The organism is Pseudomonas sp. Sample_24, assembly GCF_004307605.1.
GTDB lineage: Bacteria > Pseudomonadota > Gammaproteobacteria > Pseudomonadales > Pseudomonadaceae > Aquipseudomonas.
This window is the reverse complement of the sequence record NZ_RCNW01000004.1, coordinates 1-26,821: the sequence shown is the minus strand read 5'-3', so window position 1 is coordinate 26,821 and position 26,821 is coordinate 1. Positions and strand designations below refer to the sequence as shown.

Genomic DNA, 26,821 nt, shown 5'->3' with positions numbered 1-26,821 from the left:
TCGACCAGGGCGAAGTGTTCAGCGAAAGCTGGAACATGGAACGTCCGCAGGGCGAAAACCAGCCTTGGCTGGTCGCTGGTATCCGCCAGAACGGTTGAACCGACCCGCGTTAAATGTGTCGCAACAAAACCCCGGCCTCGGCCGGGGTTTTCTATTTCGCGGTTGCATCTATAGCGAGCTACTGTATAAACCGCCCCATATAAACCGCGCCATACAAGCAAGAGGATCCCGGACGTGGAAGAAATCATCGAACAACTGCGTGAAGCCAATGAACCGGTACCGGTCCCCTTGGAGTTGCCTGACGAAGACCTGCTGGTGGAAATTGAAGAACAATTGTTCATCGACATTCCGTTCGTCTTCAGAGAGTTTTTGCTGACCGTCAGCGACGTGGTCTACGGCAGCCTGGAGCCGGTGACCGTCACCGACCCGCAATCGCACACCTATTTGCCGGACGTTGCCGCCAACGCCTGGGATGCCGGCGTGGATCGCAGCCTGATCCCGATCTGCCAGGACGGCGACGACTACTACTGCGTCGAAGAAGACGGCACCGTGGTGTTATGGTCCGCCGAAGAAGAGCTGGTGACAGAAGAAACCTGGGAATCGGTATGGCATTGGGCGCGGGACGTCTGGCTGGAAAGCTGAGTCAGCTAACGCCCGGCCGGGTCAGTGCCCTGGCGAATCCTTGTGATTGTCCAGCGTATCCAGCAAGGCTACCTGCATCCGCGTGTGGACGCGGATGAACCAGCGCCACAGCAACGCCGCCACAGCGGCCGCAACCACGGCAATCAGTAGCAGCAACTTGTTGGTCGGCAAAATACTGGCCGACAAGGCTGCCAATAACAGAAAAATCACCAGCAGCGAGAGAATCGGGATCACTTCGGCGATCACCCGACGCACTCGCTGCGTGTGGCGCCCCGCCATCTCCGGCTTCACGCCCATCTCAGCCAACAGCATCGACAGCGCCTTGAGCTTGCGATACGCGGCAATCAGGAATGGCAGCGACAACAGCAGCGCTCCTCCCCAGATCAATGCCTTCTGCCAACTCGGATCGCTGATCCAATCCTGCAGATAAGTGGAAATGCGTTCGGCAAAGTAAGCGCCCGCGAAGAAGATCGCCACCACCAACGCCAGATTGACCCCCACTTGCAGCAAGATCCTTCGGATCATCGACGCCAGCAGCGCACCCTGGCCCTGTGGCTGGATGCTGCGCAGCCATTCGCCATACATCCCCAATACGCGTCCCAGTCGCTGCGGCATCACCGCCGCCAGTTTGATCGACAGCGGATCGGCGGCACGAATCAGATACGGCGTCAGCAACGTAGTGATCACCGATACCGCTACCGCCACCGGATAGAGGAAGTTACTGGTGACCTGCAGGGTCATGCCCAGCGAAGCGATGATGAAAGAAAATTCGCCGATCTGTGAAAGGCCCATCCCGACGCGCAGTGAGGTACGTCCGTCATTGCCGGCGATAAAGGCACCGAGCCCACAGGACAGCATTTTGCCAAGAACCACTGCCACGGTGATGACCGCAATCGGCCAGGCGTATTGCAGCAGGATCAGCGGGTCGAGCATCAACCCGATGGCAACGAAGAAAATCGCGCTGAACAAGTCGCGAACCGGCTCGATCAGGCGCTCGATTTTCAGCAATTGCCGGGATTCAGCCATGATTGCGCCGATCAGGAATGCGCCGAGCACCATGCTGTATTCGAGCTTGACCACCAGCAGACAGAAGCCGAAACACAGGCCCAGCACGGTAATCAGCAGCATTTCGTTGCTTTCGAATTTCGCCACATAGGCCAACAACCGCGGCACCAGCAAGATGCCGATCACCAGGGCGACGATCATGAACAGCGAAAGCTTGCCAACCGTAGAAAACACTTCGCCGGAGCTGACCGTGCCACTGACTGCGATGCTCGAGAGCAATGCGATGATGCCGATGCCGAGGATGTCTTCAACGATCAGCACTCCGAAGATCAATTGCGCAAAACGCTGGTTTTTCATCTTCAGGTCGTTGAGTGCCTTGACGATGATGGTGGTCGAGGAAATCGCCAGGATTGCACCCAGGAACAGCGAATCCATGGTATTCCAGTCAAACCAGCGACCGATTTCGTAGCCGATCCAGATCATCAGCACGATTTCCAGAAACGCCGCGATAAATGCCGTGGCGCCGACCTTGAACAGTTTGCGCAAGCTGAATTCGAGGCCCAGGCAGAACATCAGGAAAATCACCCCGAGTTCCGCCAGGGTCTTGATGGTTTCTTCGTCATGGATCAGGCCGAACGGCGGGGTGTGCGGGCCAATGATGAACCCGGCAACGATGTACCCCAGCACCACGGGCTGTTTGAAGCGATGGAAAAGAACGGTCACCACACCTGCGACCAACATGATCACTGCCAGGTCCTGAATAAAACTGATGGCATGCATGGTGTGAGGCTCCTTGGGTGACGCTGCTCATACATCGGGCGTGGGAATCGTCCGAGCGAGCAGAATGAAAATCCGCTATCCGCGTAGGCATTTTGCCCTTGGGGATGGGCTTTTGAAGGGTAACACCGCGACTTCCAACCGAAAGGCGGTGCAATATATGGAAACAGATCGATCCGGCGTGACGGCGATCAGCCGCCCGGCGTCCCGATAACTGTTGGTTTGAAAAAACCGCCGAGGCACCCGTAGAGGTGCGTCCCCTCAAACCTGGCCTTGAACCGTGAGAACGCTATGGAACCCGGAAACGCCCAACTGTCGATGACAGTATTGATGACCCCCGACATGGCCAACTTCTCTGGCAATGTTCACGGCGGCACCCTGCTCAAATACCTCGATGAAGTGGCCTACGCCTGCGCCAGCCGTTATGCAGGTCGCTACGTGGTGACCCTGTCGGTGGACCAGGTGATTTTCCGTGAACCGATCCATGTCGGCGAACTCGTGACGTTTCTCGCCTCGGTCAACTACACCGGCAACACGTCCATGGAAGTGGGCATCAAGGTGGTGACCGAAAATATCCGTGAGCGCTCAGTGCGTCACACCAACAGCTGCTTCTTCACCATGGTCGCGGTGGATGACCAACGTAAACCCGCCCCGGTGCCGCCACTGCAACCGCAGAACAGCGAAGACAAGCGTCGCTATATGCAGGCGCAGCAACGCCGCCAGATTCGCCAGGAACTGGAAAAGCGTTACCAGGAAATCAAGGGCGACGCGTAAAGCAAAAAAATCGCAGCCTGCGGCAGTTCCTGCAGAGGAATTCAGATCCCCGCAGGTTGCGATCTTTTTTGCACTTCGATCAAAGGCTGATCGATGTCGCCTCGAACCGCACCCGCGGATGGGCAATCCGATCCTGCGCCCGCACCAGTTCCAGCTCATAGCTGGCGCAGGCCTGAGTCTCGAGCAACACCTCGTGCACCGCCGATGCGGCGAACTCGAAAGCTGCCAGCAGGCTATCGCCCAATAGCACACGCGCCAGGAACAACCCGGACGTCAGATCACCAACGCCCACAGGTTGGCGCGGAAACGCCAACAGCGGGCGTTGCAGGTGCCAACTGCCTTGCGCTGTCACCAGCAGCATTTCGAAGACGTCCGGGTTTTTTCCCGGGTAGTCCAGATGTTTGACCAACACCGCCTTCGGCCCGCGTGCCAGTAACAAGCGCGCCATCGCCAGGCAATCAAACAGCGATTGCGGCTTGCGCCCCGAGAAGCTGTCGAGTTCCAGTTGGTTCGGACACATGAAGTCAGCCACGGCGGCGGCTTCTTCCAACAGAAAATCGCTGACTTCCGCGGGCACGCTGCAGCCCTTCTCCGGATGACCCATGACCGGATCACACAGGTACAGCGCGTTGGGATTCATCGACTTGATCCGCTCCACCCCTGTGAGAATCGCCCGGCCCTGCGCCGCGCTGCCGAGATAGCCCGAGAGCACTGCGTCGCAATTGCCCAGCTCGCCAATCGCCGCGATGCCTTCGACCAGATCAGGGATCTGGTGCGGCGCCAGCACGTCACCGGCCCACTGCCCGTACTGTGTGTGGTTGGAGAACTGTACGGTGTTCAGCGGCCAGACATTCACCCCGACCCGCTGCATCGGGAAAACCGCGGCACTGTTGCCAGCGTGACCGAACACCACGTGGGACTGGATAGCGAGCAGATGGGGTGTACGTTTCATGCGGTGAGATTTCCGTAAAACGATTGAAATTCGAGCGGCGCAGTATGCGACTAAACGCAGCCTGTACGACAGACCGGCGACGCAGTTAAGCTGACACTATCTTGTTGGAGCGCCCTGTTGATGCTGACCCTTGGAAATATTTTCGTGCTGATGCTGCTCGCCACTGCTGGCGCCTGGCTTTGGCACAACCACGGCTTGCGCGAACGTGCGTTGGAGCGGGTCAAGCAGCATTGCAGCAACCTGGGGATCGAGTTGCTCGATGGCAACGTGGCGCTGAAAAAAATGGGATTCATCAAGGATGCCGCTGGCCGGCGACGTCTGGCCCGTGTGTATAACTTTGAATTCACGGTCACCGGCGAAACGCGGCATAACGGCACCATCACTCAGTTCGGCGCCCACAGCGCGCAAATCGAACTGGCGCCGTACCCGATGCCGTTTGACGACACGCCCCCTGTGGTCGATGTGGTCAAGCCAAGCGCTCAGGTGATCGAGCTGAATCATTGGCGGCAGGAACACAACAAGTGGCGGTCGTGATCTTCAATGCCTCCTGCAGTTGGCCAGGCCTCTTTGCAGCACTTCGAGGTCTTGCGGCGCACTGAAAATCAATTCAATCCGCGAATCCTTACGCCATTCACTCGGTTGCCACGCCACCACGGAATTATCCAGCGCGTTGGCCGATATCCAGCCTTTGTCACTGTGAATAACCAGCTTCGCACGCCGCCAGCAATGGCTTTCAAGCCAGCGCGCAACGAGAGCGGCCTCAAAGACCTGGCTCGGATGCCAGCGCCAGCCGATGCTCCAGCCACCCTCCTGTTCCTGGCTTAAACAGATCGGCAGAACCGGGTCGCTCCAGATCGCCGCGAGCTGCGCCAGACTTTTCGGCATCACAAAGTTATCCACACCCGCCACCGCTCGCGAAACCAGCCCGGGCAACTCACTCAAAGACAGCGCAGCTTGTTGCGTCCAATGCAGTTTACGCATCGGCAACGTGGCGGCAATTCGCTGCCGGTCCGCTTGCGCAAGTCCTTCAGACTTGTTCATCAGCAACAATCCCGCACTGTTCAGCGCCTCCTGTTGGGCCTCAGGCAGCGGCTTGCCCGCTACAAGCGCTTGCGCATCGAGTACCAGCACACAGGGTTGCAGACTCAACACGCCTCGCCATGGCGCCTCGCTCAACTGCTTGAGCAAATTCATCGGATGCCCCAAGCCGGAAGGCTCGATGAACAATCGATCCGGCCGAGCCTTGCGCAGCAGACGCCCGAGTCCGACCTGAAATGGCGCACCGTTGACGCAACACAAACACCCCCCGGCCACTTCCCCCAGTGCGATACCATCGTCTTCCTGGGTGAGCAGTGCAGCGTCGATGCCAATCTGACCGAACTCGTTGATCAGCACTGCCCAGCGTTCATCCGCGGGACGTTGCGCCAGCAGGTTCTTGATCAGGCTGGTCTTGCCGGCCCCCAATGGCCCGGCGATGACATGGGTGGGAATGTTCTGCAACATGATCGAAGGTTTCTGAGGAGGTAAGGATGCGGTGGATTGGATTGGCGTTTCTGCTGACGCTTGCCAGTGGCGAAGCGCTGGCGCAGGCCTGCGTTGTCCATAGCCAGGCGGAACGACTCGACGTCAAAGTCTGCCAGCAGAACCGCAACATCCCGCAAAAACTGTTCGCCGACGGCTTCTGCCAACCGAACCTGGCCGGGCAGAAGGTCGACGTGCAATACGTCGACCAGTGCCCTGCAGGAGCGTTCGGCGTGTGCAGCAAAGCTCAAGTCGCCAATATGCCTTACCGGCAGGATATTCACTATTACGGCGTGGCCACCGATGCGGCGTATTTGCAGCCGTACTGCGAAGCGCAAAGCCAGGGCACCTGGCTGAAGCCTTGAGCGGCGTGCTGCTCCAGCGTTGTTAAGCGACAGCAGCAACCCACGACTTCTGAACGGGGTCAATGGAAAGCTCAGGCGGCCTCTTCATGCCAAGGGCCAAAGGGGTCCGGGAGCATTCGCCAGCCTTGGACTCCCAGCGCCATTTCAGCGTCTGTCAGCAAGCAATCGTCGAGCTCTGCAGTGAGTTGTTTGAAGTCGATGTTCTGACCGATGAAGACCAGTTCCTGGCGGCAATCTCCTGTGTCGCTGGTCCAGTTTTCCATAATGGAGGCTGTGCTTTCCTCGTCCTGCGGCCATTGGTTGTTCGGCACAAAGCGCCACCAGCGCCCGGCGAAACCATGGCGCACCAATCCTCCCGCCTGGGACCAGCTTCCGACATCCATATGTTTGCTGGCCAGCCAGAAGTACCCCTTGGAACGCAGCAGTTTGCCATTGACCCATGGCCGGTCAATGAAACTGAAAAAGCGTTGCGGATGAAAGGGGCGACGTGCCCGATAAGCGCTGGAGGCAATGCCGTACTCTTCAGTTTCAGCAACATGTTCGCCGCGTAACTCACGCAACCAGCCAGGCGCTTGAGCGGCTTTGTCGAAGTCGAAGCGACCGGTATTGAGGATTTTGCCGAGCGGCACTTCGCCCATGACCATTGGAATGATCTCAGCCTGGGCGTTGAGCCGTTTCAGGATCGCCATCAGCTCACCCCGATCGCCACTGCTGATGAGGTCGATCTTGCTGATCAGGATCACATCAGCGAACTCCACCTGCTCGATCAGCAGGTCGGTGATCGCGCGTTCATCGTCTTCTCCCAGCGTTTCGCCTCGGGATGCGAGGCTTTGCGCGGCTTGGTAATCGATCAGGAAATTCATGCCATCGACCACGGTGACCATGGTATCGAGCCGCGCAATATCCGTGAGACTTTGCCCGTTTTCGTCGCGGAACGTGAAGGTTTCCGCGACGGGTAGCGGCTCGGAAATACCCGTGGATTCGATCAACAGGTAATCAAAGCGTCCCTCATTGGCAAGCTTGCCGACCTCCTCCAGCAAATCCTCACGCAAGGTGCAGCAGATGCAGCCATTGCTCATTTCAACGAGTTTTTCTTCGGCGCGATTAAGGCTGACATCGCGCTGCACCTCGCCGCCGTCGATGTTGATTTCACTCATGTCATTGACGATCACCGCAACCCGAAGGTTTTCTCTATTACGTAGTATGTAATTAAGAAGTGTACTTTTTCCGGCCCCTAAAAAGCCCGACAGGACCGTGACAGGTAGGCGATTTGCCATCAGTTGCTCCTCATAGAAAGCCCGGTCAACCCTCGGGGCTTGCCAAACATGAAAAATTCTTCACGAATAACGATCGCGATAATCATGTTATACCATAACATTGTGATGGTGTTTCGATGATGGGCTCGCTCATGAGGGGCTAACTCGGCCTGATTGGGTAAGGCGAAGCATCGTTGCGATACCTCATAGCCAATCCCGGCGTTGGACAATTGAGCCTGCTTTCGGATGACCATCCGGACGAATCGAACCTCGACAAATGTCTACATGACAGCGGACGGGATTTGGTTCTATGGTTAAACCGCTAGCGCGTGTGATCGAAGTATTCGAGAACAATAATCATGATCCAGATCACCCTGCCCGATGGTTCATTGCGTGAGTACGACCAACCACTGACCGTGCATGAAATCGCCGCAAGTATTGGCCTGGGGCTGGCCAACGCGGCGGTGGCCGGACGCGTCAACGGCGTCTTGGTGGACTGCGAATTCATGGTCGCAGCCAATGCCCGGGTCAGCATAGTCACGCCGCAGGAGCCGGACGGCCTGGAGATCCTGCGCCGGTCCTGCACGCTGATGCTGGCGATGGCCGTCAAACAACTTCATCCGCATGCGCAAATGCGCGTGGGCTCGGCACTGGGTGACGGGTTCTTTTGCGAGTTTGCCGTCGAGCGAGCCCTCGCCGCGACCGATCTGCCGCTCATCGAAGCGCGCATGCAATCGCTGGCAGCAACCAACCATTCAATCCGCCGCAAGGCGACATCGTCGTCGGAAAGTCTTTCGCTCTATCGCCTCGGTGAAACCGAGTACTGGACCACCGGCCCGCATGTCCCAACCACCAGGGTACTGCAGGCATTCGCCCTGGATCACGTCAGCGGCACCTTGCAACAACGGGTCTATGGAACGTGCTGGTCCAGTCATCAGGAGCTGCAGTATTGGCGCCTGCCAGCGCATGTGATGGTCGTCAGCATGGATGATCGCCAGGCCCACTACGCGCACACCGTTACCGAGACGTTACGTCGTGGCGGCGTTCGCGCCCTGTCGGACCTGCGTAACGAAAAGGTCCGCTACAAGATTCGCCAGCACCGTCAAACCGTGCCGTACCTGGTGGTCGTGGGGGAAAAGGAAAAGGCGGGTGGCTTTGTCAGTGTGCGCAGTAACAGCGGGGAGGATTTTGGCAGGATGAAGGTTGAAGCGGTGTGTGAATGGCTGAGCTCCACCGGCATGGCCGGAGGTTGAAGCTCCCAAGGGCGTGACCCGTGGGAGCCTGCACCCCGCGAATTTTTTATGCCCGAGGTTTAACTGTGCCGCAATCCTGCCCCAGCCATACAGCGCGGGTATCGAGGCTACCCTTTTGCTGAATGCCGGTGGCATTGAACGTGCCATTGACCTTGGTGGTGAACTCACGGTCACTGAGGAACGTGGCGACACCCGCGCCCTGCGCTTTTGGACAGCTGAAACGGAATTTCCACTGATTGCCGGTGCGCTCGGTGATTTCCTGCTTGCAGCCTGATTGCGGATCGGTCAGCGGAATATTGTCGGTCTTGACCTGTTCCGGCGTCAGGCACGCGCGAATGCCTTTGCCCCCCATGGTGATGCCCTGTTTTTCCAGCTGTGCCCGTTGTTCAGGGGTCATCTGGCTTTGTATCTGACCGAGGATCAGTTGCAGATCCGGCAGGTTCTGGTCATCGACCTTCATGTTGCTCGAGGTCAATTCCCACAAACCCGGTTGCAGCATCTGCGCCTGAGCGGCCACAGGAAGTGCCAAACCCAGCGTGATGGCCAAACCCAGCAGACGAACGTTCATCGTGTAACTCCTGATCATTGGTGGCCGTTAGACGTCAGCCGCAAGCTTCGGTTCATGGGCCAATTAAATAGCGACATTCTGCCCGGAACATGGTCTGTTAAGCATTGAATCTTCAGGAGCAAGGCTGCCCCCATGGATTATTTCGGACCGCATATTTTTGGCTACACCATCGCCCTGCTGCACTCCCTGGGCACGATTGCAGCAATTCATGCCGTGTTGACCGTTCGAACCGCTCAGGGATCGATTGCCTGGGCGCTGTCACTGGTCTTCATGCCTTACCTGACACTCATCCCCTATCTGGTGTTCGGTCGCAGCACCTTCGATGGTTACATCAAGGCCCGACGTCAGGCCAACGAAGAAATGCGCAAGGCAATTTCTGAGCTCAACTGGCGGCCGTGGGTTGAAGAGGCGCTAACCGCTCGTGCTTCCACCGCTTACGCGTCGTTAAGGGCCATGCCCAAGCTGGGGCGCATGCCGTGCCTGGCCAACAACGACGTACGACTGTTGATCAATGGCCGGGCAACGTTCGATGCGATTTTCGATGCCATCAGCCAAGCCCGGGAAGCGGTGCTGATCCAGTTTTTCATCATTCACGACGACCGTCTCGGCCAGCGCCTGCATAAACTGTTGTTGGAAAAAGCAGCTGAAGGCGTGGCGATCTATCTGCTCTATGATCGAATCGGCAGCCACTCTTTGCCACACAGCTATGTTCAGTCACTGCGTGACGCCGGTGTCGAGGTCAAAGCCTTCGCCACTCGCAGCGGCTGGTTGAATCGATTCCAGGTCAACTTCCGCAACCACCGCAAGATCGTGGTAGTCGACGGCGTTATCGGCTTCGTCGGGGGGCACAACGTGGGCGACGAGTACATGGGGGAGAAACCACCCTTGGCGCCCTGGCGCGATACTCATGTACAGGTGCGTGGACCGGTAGTGGCCTGCATGCAGGAATCCTTCGCCGAAGACTGGTTCTGGGCAGCCCGTTCGTTGCCGCCGCTGATCCTGCCGGAGGTGTACCCGGACGACGGCGTACTGTGTCAAATGCTCGCCAGCGGCCCGGCGGATCCCTACGAGACCTGTTCGTTATTCTTCGTCGAGGCCATCCACGCGGCGACAGAACGCGTGTGGATCACCAGTCCCTACTTCATACCCGACGAAGCCGTCTTCGCCGCCCTGCGGCTGGCGGTATTACGTGGTGTCGATGTGCGAATTCTGTTGCCGTCGCGGCCTGACCACCGAATCGTCTACGCCGCCTCCAGCCTCTATGCCTTTGAAGCCGTGCGCGCCGGCGTACGGGTTTTCCGTTATGAGCCGGGTTTCCTGCATCAGAAAGTGGTGTTGATCGACAGTGAGATCAGCGCCATTGGCAGCGCCAACATGGATAACCGCTCGTTCCGGTTGAATTTCGAAGTGATGTTGCTGACGGTCGACAGCACATTTGCCGGCGAAGTGGAGCAGATGCTCAACGATGACTTTGCCCAAGCCCACGAAATCGCCAAAGAGGAAGGCCGGGAGACTCGCCACCTGCAACAGGTCGGTATGCGGGTCGCCCGGCTTATTTCACCGATACTTTAAGGATTGTAGATATCGTCCCGCGTCCATGGCAGTTCATGACTGCCATCGGCATGCGCCTTCACCGCAAGAATCTGGTGCAGATTGATCCAGCCGCGAGCGAAGGCATAGGCGCACCCGGCCAAGTATAGACGCCAAATGCGTAACGCCTGTTCAGGCACCAGTTTGGCGGCGGCTTCAAGGTTGTCTTCCAGGCGTTCGCTCCAGTGATACAGCGTGCGCGCGTAATGCAGGCGCAGACTCTCGACATCGACGATCTCCAGACCCGCTTCACTGATCTCGGCAGAGATCATTGCCAGGTGCGGCAACTCGCCGTTGGGAAATACGTATTTTTCGATGAATTCGCCAGCTCCCCGTCCTACCGGGCGCCCGTCGGTGTGTTTGGCGGTGATCCCGTGGTTCATCACCAGGCCACCCTCCTTCACTGCGCCGAACAGGGTTTTGCAGTATTCGGGAAGATTCGCGTGCCCCACGTGTTCGAACATGCCAACGCTGACGACTTTATCGAATCGGCCGTCCTGCGGCAGGTCGCGGTAGTCGAGCAATTGCAGTTCGACCAAATCCTCCAGGCCTTCAGCCTTGACCCGCTCCCTGGCCAGCGCGAGTTGTTCCTTGCTGAGCGTGATGCCGAACACCTTCGCGCCGAATTCACGGGCCGCATAACGTGCCAAACCACCCCAACCGCAGCCGACATCCAGAAGATACTCGCCAGGTTGCAGTCGCAACTTGCGGCATAGATGACGGAATTTTGCTTGTTGAGCCTGCTCCAGCGATTCACTGCCGGTCTCGAAGTACGCGCAGGAATACGCCATGTCGCTGTCGAGCCACAGCTGATAAAAAGCATTGGAGAGGTCGTAATGGTAGGAGATCGCCTTGGCGTCAGTTTCCTTGTCGTGGACGGTACGCACAGGCTGGCTGCCATCGTCCTCATCCAGCAACGCCTGACTCCATTCATCGCAGACGCGGATGACGTCGCTGATGGCGCCTTCCAGCTCCAGTTTGCCTTCGACAAATGCCGCGCCAAGCGCATCCAGGCTGGGATGGGTGAACTGGGTAACCATTTGTGGGTCCTTGACCACAATCGTGACGCTGGGCGTCGGCCCCAGATTGAACTCATGGCCGTCCCAGAGTCGCAGGCGTAGCGGTAACTGCAGATTCTGTAAGGCCGGTGGAAGTTGCGCGAGCATGGAGATTCCCCCCTTGTTTCAGACGTCTGATCAGAGGGTAGACCATCTTGGAAAAATAGCAGGCTATTCAATTAATCGCCGTTTTCCATGATTCGCGCCGTAATGACTCATAGGAGCGAATGCACGAAATGCCGTGCCCTCACTTAAATGACTACGGCCACGACGGACAGTTCTAACAATTGTTACCCGTACTGCGCTACTGGATGAAAATGTTCTCAGCCCAGCATTTGTTCCACGTGGAACCACACTGAATTCTGCGCAGCGAAGGCGAAGCCTTGACCGGAATGCCTCGGACGAACATATTACGCTCGTAATTTTACTCAAAGGCTACGGTTACCCCTCCGATCCCTTTCAATCCAGGAGAAGATCCATGAGCACTTACGACGTCGTGATACTCGGCGGTGGCCCCGGCGGTTACAACGCAGCGATTCGCGCGGGTCAACTCGGTTTGAAAGCGGCTTGCGTGGAAGGGCGCGCCACCCTTGGTGGCACCTGCCTGAATGTTGGCTGCATGCCGTCCAAGGCATTACTGCATGCCTCCGAACTCTACGACGCAGCCATGGGCGCAGAATTCGCCAACCTCGGCATCGAGGTCAAACCGAGCCTCAATCTCGCGCAGATGATGAAGCAGAAAGATGAAAGCGTGACTGGGCTGACCAAGGGCATCGAATTTCTCTTTCGCAAAAACAAGGTCGACTGGATCAAAGGTTGGGGCCGAATCGACGGGCCGGGCAAAGTCAGCGTCACGGATGCTGCTGGCGGCACGACCGAACTGAGCGCCAAGGACATCATCATCGCCACGGGCTCCGAGCCGACTCCCCTGCCCGGTGTCGAGATCGATAACAAACGCATCCTCGACTCCACGGGTGCCCTGTCGCTGACGGAAGTACCGAAACACCTGGTGGTCATCGGCGCCGGCGTGATTGGCCTGGAGCTTGGCTCGGTATGGCGGCGCCTGGGCGCGAAGGTGACAGTGGTGGAGTTCCTCGATCGAATCTGCCCTGGCGTGGATGGTGAAACAGGCAAAACCCTGCAACGCTCCTTGAGCAAACAGGGGATCAGCTTCAAATTGAGTTCGAAGGTGACGAGCGCAACCACATCTGACACAGGTGTGCAGCTCAACGTCGAACCGGCCGCTGGTGGAACCGCCGAAGTGCTCGACGCTGATTATGTGTTGGTAGCCATAGGACGCCGACCTTATACACAGGGCCTGGGCCTGGAGAACGTTGGCTTGGCCACGGACAAGCGCGGCATGCTCGCCAACAAGGGTCACCGCACCGAAGTCGCTGGCATTTGGGTCATTGGTGACGTGACATCAGGTCCGATGCTCGCGCACAAGGCTGAAGACGAAGCCATGGCGTGTGTCGAGCAGATCGTTGGCAAGGCCGGTGAGGTTAATTACGAGCTGATCCCCAACGTGATCTACACCAAACCGGAACTGGCCAGCGTTGGCAAAACCGAGGAACAACTGAAGGCCGAGGGTCGTGCCTATAAGGTTGGCAAGTTTCCCTTCACCGCCAACAGCCGGGCGAAAATCAATCACGAGACCGAGGGCTTTGCCAAAGTGCTGGCCGATGAGCGCACCGACGAGATCCTCGGAGTACATCTGGTAGGCCCGAGCGTCAGTGAAATGATTGGCGAATATTGCGTGGCCATGGAGTTCAGCGCGTCAGCCGAAGACATAGCCCTGACCTGCCATCCGCATCCGACCCGTTCTGAAGCCTTGCGACAGGCCGCGATGAATGTGGAGGGAATGGCAACCCAGATGTAACAACATCAAAAGCTCGCAGCCTGCGGCAGGCGGCGAGCTATTCACTTCAGCCAGGCAAATGCGTCAACGGAAGCGGGCCCGGTGCTTTCACCGTATGGATCGCGAAGTTACTGCGGATATCGCTCACACCCGGCAACTTCAACAGGCATCCGGTGAGAAAGCGGTCGTACGCGCGCAGATCCGGCACCACCACTTGCAACAGAAAATCCGATTCCCCGGACACCAGAAACGCCGAGATCACCTCAGGCAAAGCCGTGACCGCCAGGCGAAACGACTCGGCCTGTTCGTCGTTGTGAAGCTCGACCTTCACGCCAACAAACACCGTCAACCCAAGACCGGCTTCATCGCGATCGAGGTTGGCCTGATAACCGCGAATCACCCCGGCTTCTTCGAGCATGCGTACCCGTCGCAAACAGGGTGACGCCGACAGGCCGATCTCTTCGGCCAATTGCACGTTGGTCAAGCGACCATCGCGCTGCAGTGCAGCGAGAATCTTGCGATCGTAGGCATCCAGTTTCATGTTTGGCAGATTCCGATGGTCATGTGTTCTGTTCATGGCAGATTATGCCAACAAAGCCCAATCTTGAAGCAAACTACGCAAGCACCTGCCCTGCCCTTGCGCCCTACACTGGCCCTACCAAATCGACAACAAATGGGGTGTGACATGGCGGGACTCTGGCTGTTTTTCATGGCATTGGCCGTGGTGTACCTGTTGCCTGGTCCTGACATGATCCTGCTGCTGCAGACCGGTGCTCGTCAGGGAAAAGGAGCGGCACTCGCCACAGCGGTGGGACTCGCAGTAGCCCGCGGCTGTCACGTTGTACTGGCGGCGCTGGGGCTGGCGGCATTGTTCAAAGCGGCGCCCTGGACATTCGACGTGGTGCGACTGGCGGGTGCCGCGTATCTGCTGTGGATCGGCATTCAATGCCTGCGAACGACGATGCTGCCGGCCTTGCACAGCCATCAACCGATACAGAAAGCCCGCTGGCGCGAAGCGATCCGTCGCGGTCTGTTGACCAACCTGCTCAACCCCAAGGCGCTGCTGTTTTGTTCCGTGTTACTGCCGCAATTCATCAACCCACAGGCCGGGCCGGTGCTCGCGCAATTTGCAGTGTTGGGTGGTGTGCTGGTCGGCGTCGGTTTGCTCTTCGACAGCACCTATGCCCTGATCGGTACAGCGCTCGGCCGCTGGTTGCAACGCAGCCCTTCGGCCCAGCGCTTGCAGCAATGGTTATTCGGTAGCCTGTTGATCGGTTTCGCCGTACGGCTGACCTTTGTGCAACAGGCTTGAACCTTACTGCGCTTTACGGCGGCGGCGATTGATCAGCAACAGTGCCGCTGCCGTGACCGCAACAACGCTGCCCACCTGCAAAGGCGTCTTGTATGGACGCAATGCCGAGCGAGCGGCATCGGTAACCTGGGTGACATAGCGTTTGTCGGCGTTCTCGAAATCGGGATACGGGCATTGGTTGCCAAAGTCCGCCGCCCATTCCACAAAAGGCCCGTCTTTGACATAGCGTTGGTAGAGCGCACTTTGATCTGCAAGGCTGCTGTTCCAACCGGCCGCTTCACAGAGCACAGCAGCAAATGCCTGACTGGTATGCGGCAGATTATCCGCAGCGCGATTGGCCAATTGTGTGGCGACAAACCGGTAGTGATAACGCTGGTCAGGCTGTGCAGCGCTGGCTTGCTGACGCTTGACTTCATCTTCGGCCACCAGCGGCCCGACTTTCAGCTCCGTGCTTTCAAGGCTGTAGTTGCCGGCGAAGGTGGCGAAATCCGGGGCCATTTCGTAACCGAGAATATCCATCCCCCACTCACGTGCAGTCCACGCAGCGTTGAACAGAGCGGCGGCGCGGCGGGTCGGCCACCAAGCGGCATCGGCCGCCAGGCGTTGCTCGCCATACAGCCTGGCCTTGTGGCGCAACCCGTCGTTATCGAAATAGGCGGGCGCATCTTCATAATGCCCTTCGCGTAACAACCGACGGCCCAGCAAATTGCGCAGGCTCGCTGCCACTGGCAAGGGCACATAGTTGTCGCGGTCATGCTGGCTGAGCGGGGGTGGCGCTGGAACCTGGGTGTCGACGTAATGCTTGAGTTCGTCGAGCGTCAGCACACGTTCGGCCACCGTCGCCGCGTCAAACCAGTAGATACTTTGGCTGCGATAAAGCTGGTCGAACGCTTGCAGATAATCCCCGCGTTGCAGGGCCAGAATCGCGCTTTCGCCATCAACCCGACATTTGGGTTGCAGCGTTTCATAATCGAAGTCCGGCGTTCGCCGATCGCCCCAGGATTCATTCTGAGGAAAGGCCTGCGCCGCCTTGGCATACGCCGCGGCCGCAGCAGTTTTATCGCCATCACGCAGCGCCAGCTTGGCGCGTAACCACCACGCCAGCCCACCGTCACCTGCGTGTTCAACGAATGCCTTGGCGCTGGCGAAATCGCCCTGTTGATAATTCACCGCCGCCAGCCGATCCGCATTAGCGAGGCTGCCTCGCGTGCTGTTTTGCAGCAATTTAATCAGCTTCAATTCGTTTGCCGGTTGTTCACCGAACGACCAGCCCAGTCGACTGATCAACGATGCCGTTACCAGTTGCTGTACCGGTTTGCCCTTGAGCCGTTCGGCCAACTGCTCTTCGGGCATGGCCGCCAAGTCAGCCACCAACAGCTTGAGTGAGGTGTAGCCCACCGCCGAACCGTGCAGGTTCTGCGTGGCATAGAGTTCGATGGCCGTGTTCCAGTCGCCGGCGGTGCGGGCTACGCGGGCCTCTTCGCCGAGACTGGCCACACCCAGTTCCAGCGGATCACTGAAGCCGTCGATACTCAGTTGCCGTGTTTGCTCAAATGCCTTGCGAGCTTGCGCCAGCAAATCAGGAGTCGCACCGGCCTCGGCACTCATGGCGAATCGCGCCCGGCCCAGCGAGTACGCTGCCCAGGTACTGCGCAACGCGCGTTGATCCGCGGGCAGCGCCAGCACTTTTTCGAAGTATTCGGCTGCCAGCCCATGGTCACCCACGTTGAACGCCACCGCACCGGCCAGATAAAAACGGATTTCGTCGGGCAAGTTCGCGCCCTGTACTTCAACCTGCGAGGCATTGGTCAGGCTACGCAGCTGCTTTACCAATGCCTGCTGCGCCGGCGTCAAACCCGCCTGCTCAGCCTGATTGCGTTGCTCTGCGTAGTCTGGCCCATCCATGCTGTATGCGGTTGCGCTGACGTTATTCAACCCGGCAATCCGGTGCCCGAGTCGGCTGATCTCGAAGTTGAAGTTGCCCTCCGGCAGCTCCGCCAACGATTGACCACGGTTATCCAGCAGGCGCATCGGGAAATCCGGCCCGCATGCCAACGCCGAACCCAGTGGCAGGTTGAGGCTCAGGCAGAGCAGATGACGCGGCCAGTTACGGGTGAACATTCGAAGCTCCTTGATCAATTTTGCTGCAGCGAGCCCAACCAACGGCGCGTTGTCCGCCGGCTGCAATCCGCCCCTCACGCAAGCGGGTGAAGGTAAGCAGATCCGGGCCTTGTTGCAACGTGTAACCGGCGAGTGCATCGGCGCCATCACAGCCTTGCACTGCGACAGTGACGCGTTCGGGCCAGGCGCTGTCGAGGTTGCCCTGATTGATCAGGCTCACGTCATACAGGCCCTGGTGCTCCGTGAAACTCAGCGTAAGCCGACTATGGAGCGCATCTCCCCGCGACACGGCGCGCAAAGTAGTCAGGCTCCACGCCCGCCGGTCGTTGGCCAGCGGCAGGCGAAACCAGATCAATCCGGCCAGATGATTCGGAGGGTCGTTTCGCAATTGTGCAGCGAGTTGACTCAATTGTTGGGGATCGGCCAGCAACTCCTGACGCTTGCCGTCACGTTCGATTCGAGTTTCGCTTTCCACGACCGGCGCACCGCCGTCATTCGGCAACAACGCCACACCGTATGCCGGCAGCGCCAGATAGAAAGGTTTTTTGGTTATTCGGCTCCAGGCGTTCGTCCATTGCCGGGCTTGGTCGGGGTCGAACAAACCACGGCGAGGATCGCTTACCGCGTGAACCTGCAACACACTGCTGTCGACCGCGGCTAACAATGCGGGCAGCTGCGCACTGCCGAGCCACGCCGGCAACGCAGTGATGCTCAGTGGCATTGAGACCGGCAGCACCGTGCGCAAATGCAGGAGAAACTCTCGATAGGCCGAAAGCCGCGCATTGCCGGCGTCGTGATCGATCTCCAGACCTGCGACAGTCAATCCTTGTGTCTGCCAGTCGCTGAGCACCTGCTGAATCTGCAGCGTGACTTCGTTCTGATCCAGCGACTTGAGCTGGCCATCGAGGCGAATCACTGCGATCAGCGGCCGACCATCGTGCTTGAGCAGCTCAGGGTCAATCAGCGCCCGATGCCATCGGGCCTGGGGAAATGCCTGCAATGCCAGCACACGCAGGGTGGAAAAATCTGCGCGACTGTCGCGCAGCGCTGCTTCATGGGAGGGGGTCCATTGTCGCTGCCAGATGTACAGCTGCTGATCGAGCGGGGGCGCCTCCCGCTGATCGCAGCCATTGAGCAGTGTCAGTGCAGTCAGCAGCGACACCAGCCGAACGAAAAAAACCATAAAGCTCCTGTGAGTTGAACCCGCTCCTTCGTAGAAGCCTTTTTCAGCAACTACAAATCAAGTACCAAAGGCTGCGCGCCCTGAGCCGGAATTGCACAGCAAATCAACACCTCGCCCTCCTCCGGTATCTCCGCTGGTGGTTGTGGATAATGCACCTGGCCGCTGATCAAACGGGTTTTACAGGTGCCGCAAGAGCCACCACGGCAACTGAATTCGGGCTGCAAACCACGACTTTCTGCCAGCTCCAGCAAGCTGCCGCCCTCGGGTTGCCAACGCGCCTCTTTGGCGGAACGCTCGAACACCACCGGCACCGACGTGGTGGCGGCCGGTGGTTGCTCGATCACTATTGCATCCGGATCGGGCTGGCGGCGCAACGTCGAAGGGCCAAAGGTTTCGGCGTGAATCCGCACATCGCGGACGTCCAGCTCACGCAGGCCGTCATACATCGCCTGGGTAAAACTGCCGGGACCACACAAGACGAAATCCAGCTGATCGTAGTCTTCAACTTCAAGCAATTCCGTGAGCCGTGCGACATCGATACGCCCGATCGAATCGAAGTCTTCACCTTCCAGGGCGCCCGGCTCCGGTTGACTGAGCAAACGTATCACCTTGACCGCATCACCGGCGTGCTCGAGCAAGCGATCCACTTCCGCACGAAATGGTTGATCCGCCAAGGTACGTGAACTCTGCAAAAACAAGGTCGGACGAATCCCACGGGTGCGCAAGCCTTGGTAGACCACTTCACGCAACATCGACAGCAGCGGCGTAATGCCCACTCCGGCAGCCAACAGTACCAGTGGCCGACGCTCATTGGCGGCCACAGTGAAATGGCCTTGGGGTGCTCGGGCTTCAAGCAGATCACCGACGCGAATCTGTTCATGCAGGTGTGAAGACACCCGTCCATCACGCTTCACGCTGATACGGAAAAAATCATCCGATGGCGCACTCGACAGACTGTAAGTGCGGATATGCACGTCACCATCAATGTTGAACCGCAACGGTAAGTGCTGGCCGGCCTGAAACAACGGCAGCCCTGCTCCGTCAGCGGGCTCCATGTAAATCGAGCGAATGTTCTGGCTTTCCGCTTCGATTCGTACGACACGCAATGGCCGCCATTGATCACCTAAAGCCTTGGCTTGCAGGCGAGCTTTGGCTTGCTCCCAAGTACCTGTTAGCAGACTGGTGGGTGAAACGCCGTCGAAACGCCATCGCAATGCAAGAGCACCAGGTCTGCGAACAACATGTTCCACGTGGAACGTCCACAAACGTTCGGCACCTTGAAAGGCCTCTACCTGTGGTCCTTCCAGGATAATTTCGGTGCGCCCGCTGAGTTGCAGCAGGTCACCCGAATTGAAATCAATGAATAACAAACCGGCCTTTGGATTGACCCGCAAGTTGCCCAAAGTGTTGAAAAAAAGGTTGCCCGCAAAGTCTGGAATGGTCAGGCAATTCCCTTCGATGTGAACGAAACCTGCCTGTCCGCCACGGTGTGAAACATCCACCGAGCGAACGCCATCGACGTCCACATAGCTGGCGACAAAAAAGGTATCAGCCTCGGCGATCACAGCTCTGGCTGCTTCGTCCAGTTCATTGAGGTACTGCGCGGGACGCGTTGATGCATCCGCCAGCGGCACCGAGCGAAACTGCCGTAACTGTATGTACTGCGGGCAATTGCCATACGACTGGTCAACCTTCACCGCAAAACCGTTCGCCGTCATTGCGCCGATATGACCGTTGATGCGGTTGCGCCGCCGGGTATGCAATTCGATACCCAGCAGGCCGATTGCCGCGCCATCGCTCAATTGCGCCGGGTCTTCCGCTGCTGGCACGCTGCTGAACTGCAACAGTTGCGGCTCAGGTGAATGAGCAAAACCAGCTTCACCTTCAAGCACACTGGCCCACGGATTGCCGTTTGCATCCACCGCACCGTACAACATGAACGGCAATTGCTCGTAGAACGTGCGGTGCTGGTCCGGCATGTAATCGCGAATAACCCTGCGACCTACTGCCTCCATGCGCTCGCCAACTCCGATATGCGCCTGTAACTCTCTTTCGCCAGCATGCCACGGTGAACGGTCCATCACGGCTTCTCCCCTGCGCCAATGGCACAGCGTGAAGGGCCCGATCATCGGGCCACAAACGTCAGGCTGTTTTTTGCAGACCGGCAACCGTGCGCGGCATGCCGACAAAACCAGGCAAGGCTTCGACCCGTGCCAACCATGCGCGGATGTTGGCGTACTCGTCCAGCGACACATTGCCTTCCGGTGCGTGGGCAACGTAGCTGTAGGCTGCTACGTCGGCGATGGTAGGTTCGTTACCGACGAGAAACTCAGTGTTGGCCAGTTCCTTATCGATGACCTTGAGCACGCTGTGGGCATAAGGAATCACCTCGTCAGGGTTGTAAGGCGCACCAAACACCGTGATCAAACGCGCCCTGGCCGGACCAAAAGCGATAGGGCCGGCAGCGGCCGACAACCAGCGCTGGACTTTGGCAGCGCCGACCGGATCGGTGGGCAACCAACGACCATTGCCATATTTTTGCGCCAGGTACACCAGGATCGCGTTGGAATCCGCCAACACCACACCTTGATCATCAAGCACCGGAATCTGGCCAAAAGCATTGAGCGCCAGGAACTCGGGCTTTTTGTGTTCGCCTTTGGCGAGGTCGACCAAAATCAACTCGGTCGGCAGTTGCAGCAGGGACAGCATCAGCTGCACACGATGGGCGTGGCCGGAACGGGGAAAATTGTAGAGTTTGATGGCTTGCATGATCGACTCCGCGCTTGAGTGGTGTTGTTCAGGGAGATCAGCACCTTGGGGGGCCATCTTCCATCAGTCACCAAAACAACAGAATAACCAACAAACGCAATCCATTATTTCATCCAGCGAAATAACGTATCAGACCTGCAGGGCTGGATGTTCCCTCAACGCCTTGACAGTAAAGTCGACAAAACTGCGAACCCGCGCCGCAGCCTTGCGTCCGCCCTGGTACACCACATGGATAGGCAAGGGAGGCATCTCGAAATTCGCCAGGACAATTTCCAGCTCCCCTGCCGCGACTTTGCGTGCCACTTGATAAGACAAGACCCGGGTGTAACCCAAGCCAAGGCAAGCCGCGGTGATCGCCGCCTGATTCGCCGTAACGACCAAACGGGGATCGGTGCGCACACTGATGGGCTCGCCCCCTTCCAGAAACGGCCAACTGCGTAACTGGCCCGTCGCAGACGTCGCGATAACCGGTCCTCGAGCCAAATCCTGCGGGTGAGTCGGATGTCCATTAGCCGCCAGGAATGCCGGTGATACGCAAACCACCCGCCGCACCTCACCCACGCGAATGGCGTGCTGATTGCTATCCGGCAGCTCACCGATGCGCACAGCCACATCGATGCCCTCCTCCACCACATTCACCACACGGTCAACCAAGAGCGCATTGATCGTGACGTCCGGGAATTGTGTAAGAAAATCCACCATCAATGGAGTGACAAACAATTCACCAAACAACACCGGCGCCGTGATTGTCAGTTGCCCACGCGGCTGAGCATGACTGCCTGCCGCTGAATCCTCGGCCTCCTGCACTTCAGCAAGAATTCTGCGACAGTCTTCAAGATAACGCTGGCCGGCCTCACTCAGATGCACACTGCGCGTAGTGCGTGTGAGCAACGGCGTGCCAATGCGTTTCTCCAGCGCCGCCACCGCCCGGGTGACACTCGCTGCCGACAACCCCAACCGCCGCGCTGCCGCGGAAAAACCCTGGTCCTGGGCGACCGCAGCGAAGACCTGCATTTCCTGAAAGCGGTCCATGGAGTGTCCTCGATTCAGATAAAAAAATCGCAACCCTTGGGCTGCGATTTTGGAGGTTGAATCAGCTGTGGATAACTTATTCCACAGTCACCGATTTTGCCAGGTTACGCGGCTGGTCGACGTCCGTACCTTTGAGTACCGCAACGTAATACGACAGCAGTTGCAGCGGGATGGTGTAGAGAATCGGCGACAGGATGTCGTGGATGTGCGGCATCTGCACAACATGAGTGCCTTCACCGTTGGTCATGCCAGCCTTCTCGTCGGCGAAAACGATCAATTCACCACCGCGGGCGCGAACTTCCTGGAGGTTGGATTTCAGCTTTTCCAGCAATTCGTTGTTGGGTGCGACGGTCACCACCGGCATGTCGTTATCCACCAGCGCCAGCGGGCCGTGTTTCAGCTCGCCGGCCGGATAGGCTTCGGCGTGGATATAGGAGATTTCCTTGAGCTTGAGTGCTCCTTCCATCGCCACCGGGAATTGCGCGCCGCGGCCGAGGAACAGAGTGTGTTTTTTCTCGGCGAACAGCTCGGCGATTTTCTCGACGGTGCTGTCCATTGCCAGCGCCTCACCAAGGCGAGCCGGCAAGCGTCGCAGCTCTTCGACCAGGGTGGCTTCGACGCCCGCGGTCAACGTGCCACGAACCTGGCCCAACGACAGGGTCAACAACAGCAGGCCCACCAATTGCGTGGTGAAGGCTTTGGTCGATGCCACACCAATTTCGCGTCCAGCCTGGGTCAGCAGCGTCAGGTCGGATTCACGCACCAACGAGCTGATGCCGACGTTGCAGATCGCCAGGCTGGCAAGGAAACCCAGCTCTTTGGCGTTGCGCAGCGCTGCCAGGGTGTCGGCGGTTTCGCCAGACTGAGAGATCGTCACGAACAGCGAGTCTGGCTGCACCACGACTTTGCGATAGCGGAATTCACTGGCGACTTCGACCTGGCACGGGATGCCGGCCAACTCTTCAAGCCAGTAACGGGCAACCATACCCGCGTGATAACTGGTGCCACAGGCGACAATTTGCACATTGCGTACTTTGGCGAACAACTCGGCGGCTTGCGGGCCGAAGGCCTGCACCAGTACCTGATTCTGGCTCAAACGCCCTTCGAGAGTGCGCTGCACCACGGACGGTTGTTCGTGGATTTCCTTGAGCATGTAGTGACGGAACTCGCCTTTGTCGGCAGCTTCGGCACCGTCGCTGTATTGCACGGTCTGACGCTCGACCGCTTGGCCGTTCACGTCCCAGATCTGCACGCTGTCGCGACGAATCTCGGCGATATCGCCCTCTTCCAGATACATGAAACGATCGGTGACCTGACGCAGGGCCAATTGGTCAGACGCCAGGAAGTTTTCTCCCAGGCCCAGGCCAATCACCAGCGGGCTTCCGCTGCGCGCGGCAACCAGACGGTCCGGCTGCTGGGCAGAGATCACCGCCAGGCCGTAAGCGCCATGCAGTTCCTTGACGGTCGCCTTGAGTGCCACGGTCAGGTCGCGCAGCTCCTTGAGTTTGTGGCTCAGCAGGTGGGCGATCACTTCGGTATCGGTGTCCGAAGTGAACACGTAACCCAAGGCTGTAAGTTGTTCACGCAGGGCTTCGTGGTTTTCGATAATGCCGTTGTGCACAACAGCCAGATCACCGGAAAAGTGCGGGTGAGCGTTGCGCTCGCACGGCGCGCCATGGGTGGCCCAACGGGTGTGAGCGATACCCAGACGACCCACCAGAGCTTCTTCGGCCAGTGCCTGCTCCAGTTCGCTGACCTTGCCCGGGCGGCGCATGCGCTCGAGTTTTTCGTCATTGGTATAGACCGCTACACCGGCACTGTCGTATCCACGGTATTCCAGGCGCTTGAGGCCTTCGACCAGGATCGCGGTGATGTTACGTTCTGCGACTGCGCCAACAATTCCACACATGTTATTTCTCCTGACTGACTGCCGCGCAAATCAAATTGATGCCGCGGGCCTGAATCTGAACGCGTGCCTCCACCGGCAGACGATCATCGGTAATAAGGGTATGGACGCTGCTCCAGGGCAGTTCCAGGTTGGGAATCTTGCGGCCGATCTTGTCGGCTTCCACCATCACGACCACTTCGCGGGCGACTTCAGCCATCACCCGGCTCAGCCCCAACAATTCGTTGAAAGTGGTTGTACCGCGAACCAGATCGATGCCATCGGCACCGATGAACAATTGATCAAAGTCGTAAGAGCGTAGTACTTGCTCGGCAACCTGCCCCTGAAAGGACTCGGAATGCGGATCCCAGGTACCACCGGTCATCAGCAACACCGGCTCATGTTCCAGTTCGCTCAGTGCGTTGGCGACATGCAGGGAATTGGTCATGACCACCAGGCCCGGTTGTTGACCGAGTTCCGGAATCATCGCCGCCGTCGTACTGCCGCTGTCGATGATGATGCGCGCATGTTCGCGGATTCGCGTCACTGCCGCGCGGGCGATGGCTTGTTTGTATTTGGAGACAGGCTGGCCCATGTCGGCCACCAATTCCTGGGGCATGGTGATTGCACCGCCGTAACGACGCAGCAACAGGCCGTTGCTTTCGAGTGCAGCCAAGTCCTTGCGAATCGTAACTTCAGAAGTCTCGAAGCGCTTGGCCAACTCGTCCACGCTGACTTCGCCCTGTTCATTGAGCAAAGCAAGGATGTTATGGCGGCGTTGAGGAGTGTTGCGCTTCGACATGGCTAGATAAGTTTCGATTCGAAAGATAACGGAAGCAATCAAAACCTATCGATGAGACTTCGTCAAGCGCGGCGCGATAAAAAGATCTGTGGATAAAAAGCTTCGCGGGCAAGCCTCGCTCCTACAGGTTACTCACAACACTGTAGGAGCGAGACTTGCCCGCGAAGGCGTTTTCACGAGTTGTGGGTAACTCAGCTTTTCTTCACTTTCTCCGGCCGTTTCCAGCCATCAATGTTCTTCTGACGGGCACGGCCAACGGCCAGCTGAGATTTATCCACAGTCGACGTAATGGTCGAACCTGCCGCTGTGGTCGCGCCATCGAGGATATCCACAGGTGCCACCAACGAATTGTTGGAACCGATGAACACATCCTCACCCAACACGGTTTTCCACTTGTTGGCGCCATCGTAGTTGCAGGTGATGGTGCCTGCGCCGATGTTGGTGCGCGCACCGACTTCCGCGTCGCCCAGGTAGGTCAAGTGACCGGCCTTGGCGCCTTCACCCAAGTGTGCATTTTTCAATTCGACAAAGTTACCCACATGCGCCCGCGCTTCCAGCACAGTGCCCGGGCGCAAACGCGCAAACGGGCCGGCGTCGCTGCCTTCACCGAGAGTTGCGCCTTCGATATGGCTGTTGGCCTTGATCACCACGCCTTTGCGCAGGGTGCTGTCCTTGATGACGCAGTTCGGGCCGATCACCACGTCGTCTTCGATGACGACTTTGCCTTCGAGAATCACGTTGATGTCGATCAGCACATCCCGGCCCACGGTCACTTCACCGCGAACATCGAAACGTGCGGGGTCGCGCAACGTCACGCCTTGGGCCATCAAACGGCGACCGGCGCGCAGCTGATAGTGACGCTCCAGTTCGGAAAGCTGCTTGCGGTCGTTGGCGCCCTGCACTTCCATCGCGTCGTGGGGTTGCTCGGTGGCTACGACCAGGCCATCGCTGACTGCCATTTCGATCACATCGGTCAGGTAATACTCGCCCTGAACGTTGTTATTCGACAGACGCCCAGTCCAGTCGGCCAAGCGATCCGCTGGGACCGCAAGGATACCGGTGTTGCCTTCGTTGATGGCGCGTTGAGCTTCGGTGGCGTCCTTGTGCTCGACGATGGCAGCAACCTTGCCGTCAGTGTCACGAACGATTCGGCCGTATCCGGTTGCGTCGTCCAGTTCTACGGTGAGCAGACCCATTTGTCCTGGCACGACAAGCTTGAGCAAACGCTGCAGGGTTTCAACTTCAATCAATGGCACATCACCGTAGAGAACCAGCACAGTGTCTGACTCAATGAACGGTACAGCCTGGGCCACGGCATGGCCGGTCCCGAGTTGTTTGTCCTGAAGGACGAAATTCAGATCGTCAGCGGCTAAACGTTCACGCACAGCATCGGCACCATGGCCGATCACCACGTGGATGCGCTGTGGATCAAGTTGTCGGGCGCTGTGGATAACATGGCCAAGCATCGAGTTGCCGGCAATCGGGTGCAAGACTTTCGGCAAGGCCGAACGCATACGCGTGCCTTGGCCAGCAGCGAGAATAACGATTTCAAGAGACATGACTGGCTACCAATCCTGGGTGGTCAGCGGCTGCGACCAAAGTTATAAACAACGGAAAAGAAAAAAGGGTAGCCGAGGCTACCCTTTTTAATCAATCACACAACAAGCGCAACCTTAGTGGCCGAACTTCTTGCGGATCTGCTGGACGGTGCGCAGCTGGGCTGCGGCCTCGGCCAGACGTGCGGCAGCAGAACCGTAATCGAATTCCGCGCCCCGCTCATGCAAGGCCTTCTCGGCAGCCTTAACGGCTTCCTGAGCGGAGGCTTCGTCCAGGTCGGCAGCACGTTGCACGGTGTCGGCAAGAACCTTGACCATGTTCGGCTGAACCTCGAGGAAACCACCGGAGATGTAATACACCTCCTCTTCCCCGCCCTGCTTGACCAGGCGGATCGGACCTGGCTTCAGATTAGTGATCAGCGGCGCGTGACCCAGGGCGATACCAAGATCACCCAGTGCACCGTGCGCAATCACCATCTCGACCAGACCGGAAAAGATTTCCCCTTCCGCGCTGACGATATCGCAATGGACTGTCATAGCCA

Annotated in this window: 24 protein-coding genes and 1 pseudogene; 9 read left to right on the top strand and 16 right to left on the bottom strand. The window is 58.3% G+C overall.

What is annotated here, in order from left to right:
- A pseudogene (locus D8V06_RS30635) lies at positions 1 to 98 on the top strand (hypothetical protein); the annotation flags it as partial.
- 136 nt (positions 99 to 234) lie between these two features.
- Positions 235 to 642, top strand: a complete 408-nt coding sequence (locus D8V06_RS00385; RefSeq protein WP_014720555.1) for an SMI1/KNR4 family protein — start codon at positions 235 to 237, stop codon at positions 640 to 642.
- 21 nt (positions 643 to 663) lie between these two features.
- Here the strand turns inward: D8V06_RS00385 and D8V06_RS00380 are convergent, their stop codons facing one another.
- Positions 664 to 2,427 (bottom strand): cation:proton antiporter, encoded by a 1,764-nt coding sequence (locus D8V06_RS00380; protein ID WP_056854316.1) that lies wholly within the window; start codon positions 2,425 to 2,427, stop codon positions 664 to 666.
- Between the two features lie 288 nt (positions 2,428 to 2,715).
- Between D8V06_RS00380 and D8V06_RS00375 the strand changes: the two genes are divergently transcribed.
- Complete coding sequence (locus D8V06_RS00375; RefSeq protein ID WP_041073853.1) at positions 2,716 to 3,198, top strand: acyl-CoA thioesterase; 483 nt, start codon at positions 2,716 to 2,718, stop codon at positions 3,196 to 3,198.
- A gap of 79 nt (positions 3,199 to 3,277) precedes the next feature.
- On the opposite strand, the gene pdxY is transcribed toward D8V06_RS00375, so the two are convergent.
- Positions 3,278 to 4,150 carry a pyridoxal kinase PdxY gene (gene pdxY / locus D8V06_RS00370; RefSeq protein ID WP_130906608.1) on the bottom strand — a complete coding sequence of 291 codons (873 nt, stop codon included), beginning with the start codon at positions 4,148 to 4,150 and terminating at the stop codon, positions 3,278 to 3,280.
- A gap of 120 nt (positions 4,151 to 4,270) precedes the next feature.
- On the opposite strand from pdxY, the gene D8V06_RS00365 reads away from it, so the two are divergent.
- Positions 4,271 to 4,684: a DUF3301 domain-containing protein gene (locus tag D8V06_RS00365; protein ID WP_056854314.1), complete on the top strand. Its 414-nt coding sequence runs from the start codon at positions 4,271 to 4,273 to the stop codon at positions 4,682 to 4,684.
- 3 nt (positions 4,685 to 4,687) lie between these two features.
- Here the strand turns inward: D8V06_RS00365 and D8V06_RS00360 are convergent, their stop codons facing one another.
- Positions 4,688 to 5,653: a CobW-like GTP-binding protein gene (locus D8V06_RS00360; RefSeq protein ID WP_056854313.1), complete on the bottom strand. Its 966-nt coding sequence runs from the start codon at positions 5,651 to 5,653 to the stop codon at positions 4,688 to 4,690.
- Between the two features lie 26 nt (positions 5,654 to 5,679).
- Here D8V06_RS00360 and D8V06_RS00355 point away from each other — a divergent pair, with 26 nt between their 5' ends.
- A complete protein-coding gene (locus D8V06_RS00355) occupies positions 5,680 to 6,036 on the top strand; it encodes an NADH:ubiquinone oxidoreductase (RefSeq protein WP_130930246.1) in 357 nt (118 codons plus the stop codon).
- A 71-nt stretch (positions 6,037 to 6,107) separates the two neighbouring features.
- On the opposite strand, the gene zigA is transcribed toward D8V06_RS00355, so the two are convergent.
- Positions 6,108 to 7,313 carry a zinc metallochaperone GTPase ZigA gene (zigA, locus tag D8V06_RS00350; RefSeq protein WP_130930245.1) on the bottom strand — a complete coding sequence of 402 codons (1,206 nt, stop codon included), beginning with the start codon at positions 7,311 to 7,313 and terminating at the stop codon, positions 6,108 to 6,110.
- A 338-nt stretch (positions 7,314 to 7,651) separates the two neighbouring features.
- On the opposite strand from zigA, the gene D8V06_RS00345 reads away from it, so the two are divergent.
- Positions 7,652 to 8,545, top strand: coding sequence for a His/Gly/Thr/Pro-type tRNA ligase C-terminal domain-containing protein (locus D8V06_RS00345; RefSeq protein WP_130905469.1), 894 nt, complete (start codon positions 7,652 to 7,654; stop codon positions 8,543 to 8,545).
- A gap of 46 nt (positions 8,546 to 8,591) precedes the next feature.
- Here D8V06_RS00345 and D8V06_RS00340 read toward each other — a convergent pair whose 3' ends face one another.
- Complete coding sequence (locus D8V06_RS00340; RefSeq protein WP_056854308.1) at positions 8,592 to 9,113, bottom strand: DUF3617 domain-containing protein; 522 nt, start codon at positions 9,111 to 9,113, stop codon at positions 8,592 to 8,594.
- A 132-nt stretch (positions 9,114 to 9,245) separates the two neighbouring features.
- Here D8V06_RS00340 and cls point away from each other — a divergent pair, with 132 nt between their 5' ends.
- The gene (gene cls, locus D8V06_RS00335) at positions 9,246 to 10,685 is read left to right on the top strand and encodes a cardiolipin synthase (protein ID WP_130905470.1); all 1,440 of its coding nucleotides are present in this window, start codon (positions 9,246 to 9,248) and stop codon (positions 10,683 to 10,685) included.
- On the opposite strand, the gene cfaB is transcribed toward cls, so the two are convergent.
- Entirely contained in the window at positions 10,682 to 11,869 is a 1,188-nt protein-coding gene (gene cfaB, locus D8V06_RS00330) for a C17 cyclopropane fatty acid synthase CfaB (protein ID WP_130930244.1), read from the bottom strand. The two genes, cls and cfaB, sit on opposite strands and share 4 nt — an antisense overlap.
- 370 nt (positions 11,870 to 12,239) lie before the next feature.
- Here cfaB and lpdA point away from each other — a divergent pair, with 370 nt between their 5' ends.
- Positions 12,240 to 13,640, top strand: coding sequence for a dihydrolipoyl dehydrogenase (gene lpdA, locus D8V06_RS00325; RefSeq protein WP_130930243.1), 1,401 nt, complete (start codon positions 12,240 to 12,242; stop codon positions 13,638 to 13,640).
- A gap of 46 nt (positions 13,641 to 13,686) precedes the next feature.
- On the opposite strand, the gene D8V06_RS00320 is transcribed toward lpdA, so the two are convergent.
- The gene (locus tag D8V06_RS00320) at positions 13,687 to 14,160 is read right to left on the bottom strand and encodes an Lrp/AsnC family transcriptional regulator (protein WP_130930242.1); all 474 of its coding nucleotides are present in this window, start codon (positions 14,158 to 14,160) and stop codon (positions 13,687 to 13,689) included.
- Between the two features lie 144 nt (positions 14,161 to 14,304).
- Here D8V06_RS00320 and D8V06_RS00315 point away from each other — a divergent pair, with 144 nt between their 5' ends.
- Positions 14,305 to 14,931 (top strand): LysE family translocator, encoded by a 627-nt coding sequence (locus tag D8V06_RS00315; RefSeq protein ID WP_056854303.1) that lies wholly within the window; start codon positions 14,305 to 14,307, stop codon positions 14,929 to 14,931.
- Positions 14,932 to 14,934: 3 nt separating this feature from the next.
- Here the strand turns inward: D8V06_RS00315 and D8V06_RS00310 are convergent, their stop codons facing one another.
- The 9 genes from D8V06_RS00310 to D8V06_RS00270 form a co-directional block, all read right to left on the bottom strand.
- Positions 14,935 to 17,052: a hypothetical protein gene (locus tag D8V06_RS00310; protein WP_130930241.1), complete on the bottom strand. Its 2,118-nt coding sequence runs from the start codon at positions 17,050 to 17,052 to the stop codon at positions 14,935 to 14,937.
- Positions 17,039 to 18,235 (bottom strand): DUF3142 domain-containing protein, encoded by a 1,197-nt coding sequence (locus D8V06_RS00305; protein WP_130930240.1) that lies wholly within the window; start codon positions 18,233 to 18,235, stop codon positions 17,039 to 17,041. The genes D8V06_RS00310 and D8V06_RS00305 overlap by 14 nt, the downstream gene beginning before the upstream one ends.
- Before the next feature lie 50 nt (positions 18,236 to 18,285).
- The gene (locus tag D8V06_RS00300) at positions 18,286 to 20,316 is read right to left on the bottom strand and encodes a pyridoxamine 5'-phosphate oxidase family protein (protein WP_130930239.1); all 2,031 of its coding nucleotides are present in this window, start codon (positions 20,314 to 20,316) and stop codon (positions 18,286 to 18,288) included.
- 61 nt (positions 20,317 to 20,377) lie between these two features.
- Complete coding sequence (locus D8V06_RS00295; protein WP_130905476.1) at positions 20,378 to 21,004, bottom strand: glutathione S-transferase; 627 nt, start codon at positions 21,002 to 21,004, stop codon at positions 20,378 to 20,380.
- 129 nt (positions 21,005 to 21,133) lie between these two features.
- Complete coding sequence (locus D8V06_RS00290; RefSeq protein WP_056854298.1) at positions 21,134 to 22,036, bottom strand: LysR family transcriptional regulator; 903 nt, start codon at positions 22,034 to 22,036, stop codon at positions 21,134 to 21,136.
- Between the two features lie 76 nt (positions 22,037 to 22,112).
- Positions 22,113 to 23,945 carry a glutamine--fructose-6-phosphate transaminase (isomerizing) gene (gene glmS / locus D8V06_RS00285; RefSeq protein ID WP_130930238.1) on the bottom strand — a complete coding sequence of 611 codons (1,833 nt, stop codon included), beginning with the start codon at positions 23,943 to 23,945 and terminating at the stop codon, positions 22,113 to 22,115.
- A gap of 1 nt (position 23,946) precedes the next feature.
- Positions 23,947 to 24,723: a DeoR family transcriptional regulator gene (locus D8V06_RS00280; protein ID WP_056854272.1), complete on the bottom strand. Its 777-nt coding sequence runs from the start codon at positions 24,721 to 24,723 to the stop codon at positions 23,947 to 23,949.
- Positions 24,724 to 24,914: 191 nt separating this feature from the next.
- Positions 24,915 to 26,282, bottom strand: a complete 1,368-nt coding sequence (gene glmU / locus D8V06_RS00275) for a bifunctional UDP-N-acetylglucosamine diphosphorylase/glucosamine-1-phosphate N-acetyltransferase GlmU (RefSeq protein ID WP_082557575.1) — start codon at positions 26,280 to 26,282, stop codon at positions 24,915 to 24,917.
- A gap of 114 nt (positions 26,283 to 26,396) precedes the next feature.
- Positions 26,397 to 26,821, bottom strand: a 425-nt coding sequence (locus tag D8V06_RS00270; protein WP_241667747.1) for a F0F1 ATP synthase subunit epsilon, incomplete at its 5' end; no start/stop codon positions are given.

Bases quoted from the DNA above. Each gene is read 5' to 3' on its own strand.
- D8V06_RS00380 (WP_056854316.1), bottom strand. From the start codon at position 2,427: ATGCATGCCATCAGTTTTATTCAGGACCTGGCAGTGATCATGTTGGTC.
- D8V06_RS00375 (WP_041073853.1), top strand. From the start codon at position 2,716: ATGGAACCCGGAAACGCCCAACTGTCGATGACAGTATTGATGACCCCC.
- pdxY (WP_130906608.1), bottom strand. From the start codon at position 4,150: ATGAAACGTACACCCCATCTGCTCGCTATCCAGTCCCACGTGGTGTTC.
- D8V06_RS00365 (WP_056854314.1), top strand. From the start codon at position 4,271: ATGCTGACCCTTGGAAATATTTTCGTGCTGATGCTGCTCGCCACTGCT.
- D8V06_RS00360 (WP_056854313.1), bottom strand. From the start codon at position 5,653: ATGTTGCAGAACATTCCCACCCATGTCATCGCCGGGCCATTGGGGGCC.
- D8V06_RS00355 (WP_130930246.1), top strand. From the start codon at position 5,680: ATGCGGTGGATTGGATTGGCGTTTCTGCTGACGCTTGCCAGTGGCGAA.
- zigA (WP_130930245.1), bottom strand. From the start codon at position 7,313: ATGGCAAATCGCCTACCTGTCACGGTCCTGTCGGGCTTTTTAGGGGCC.
- D8V06_RS00345 (WP_130905469.1), top strand. From the start codon at position 7,652: ATGATCCAGATCACCCTGCCCGATGGTTCATTGCGTGAGTACGACCAA.
- D8V06_RS00340 (WP_056854308.1), bottom strand. From the start codon at position 9,113: ATGAACGTTCGTCTGCTGGGTTTGGCCATCACGCTGGGTTTGGCACTT.
- cls (WP_130905470.1), top strand. From the start codon at position 9,246: ATGGATTATTTCGGACCGCATATTTTTGGCTACACCATCGCCCTGCTG.
- cfaB (WP_130930244.1), bottom strand. From the start codon at position 11,869: ATGCTCGCGCAACTTCCACCGGCCTTACAGAATCTGCAGTTACCGCTA.
- lpdA (WP_130930243.1), top strand. From the start codon at position 12,240: ATGAGCACTTACGACGTCGTGATACTCGGCGGTGGCCCCGGCGGTTAC.
- D8V06_RS00320 (WP_130930242.1), bottom strand. From the start codon at position 14,160: ATGAAACTGGATGCCTACGATCGCAAGATTCTCGCTGCACTGCAGCGC.
- D8V06_RS00315 (WP_056854303.1), top strand. From the start codon at position 14,305: ATGGCGGGACTCTGGCTGTTTTTCATGGCATTGGCCGTGGTGTACCTG.
- D8V06_RS00310 (WP_130930241.1), bottom strand. From the start codon at position 17,052: ATGTTCACCCGTAACTGGCCGCGTCATCTGCTCTGCCTGAGCCTCAAC.
- D8V06_RS00305 (WP_130930240.1), bottom strand. From the start codon at position 18,235: ATGGTTTTTTTCGTTCGGCTGGTGTCGCTGCTGACTGCACTGACACTG.
- D8V06_RS00300 (WP_130930239.1), bottom strand. From the start codon at position 20,316: ATGGACCGTTCACCGTGGCATGCTGGCGAAAGAGAGTTACAGGCGCAT.
- D8V06_RS00295 (WP_130905476.1), bottom strand. From the start codon at position 21,004: ATGCAAGCCATCAAACTCTACAATTTTCCCCGTTCCGGCCACGCCCAT.
- D8V06_RS00290 (WP_056854298.1), bottom strand. From the start codon at position 22,036: ATGGACCGCTTTCAGGAAATGCAGGTCTTCGCTGCGGTCGCCCAGGAC.
- glmS (WP_130930238.1), bottom strand. From the start codon at position 23,945: ATGTGTGGAATTGTTGGCGCAGTCGCAGAACGTAACATCACCGCGATC.
- D8V06_RS00280 (WP_056854272.1), bottom strand. From the start codon at position 24,723: ATGTCGAAGCGCAACACTCCTCAACGCCGCCATAACATCCTTGCTTTG.
- glmU (WP_082557575.1), bottom strand. From the start codon at position 26,282: ATGTCTCTTGAAATCGTTATTCTCGCTGCTGGCCAAGGCACGCGTATG.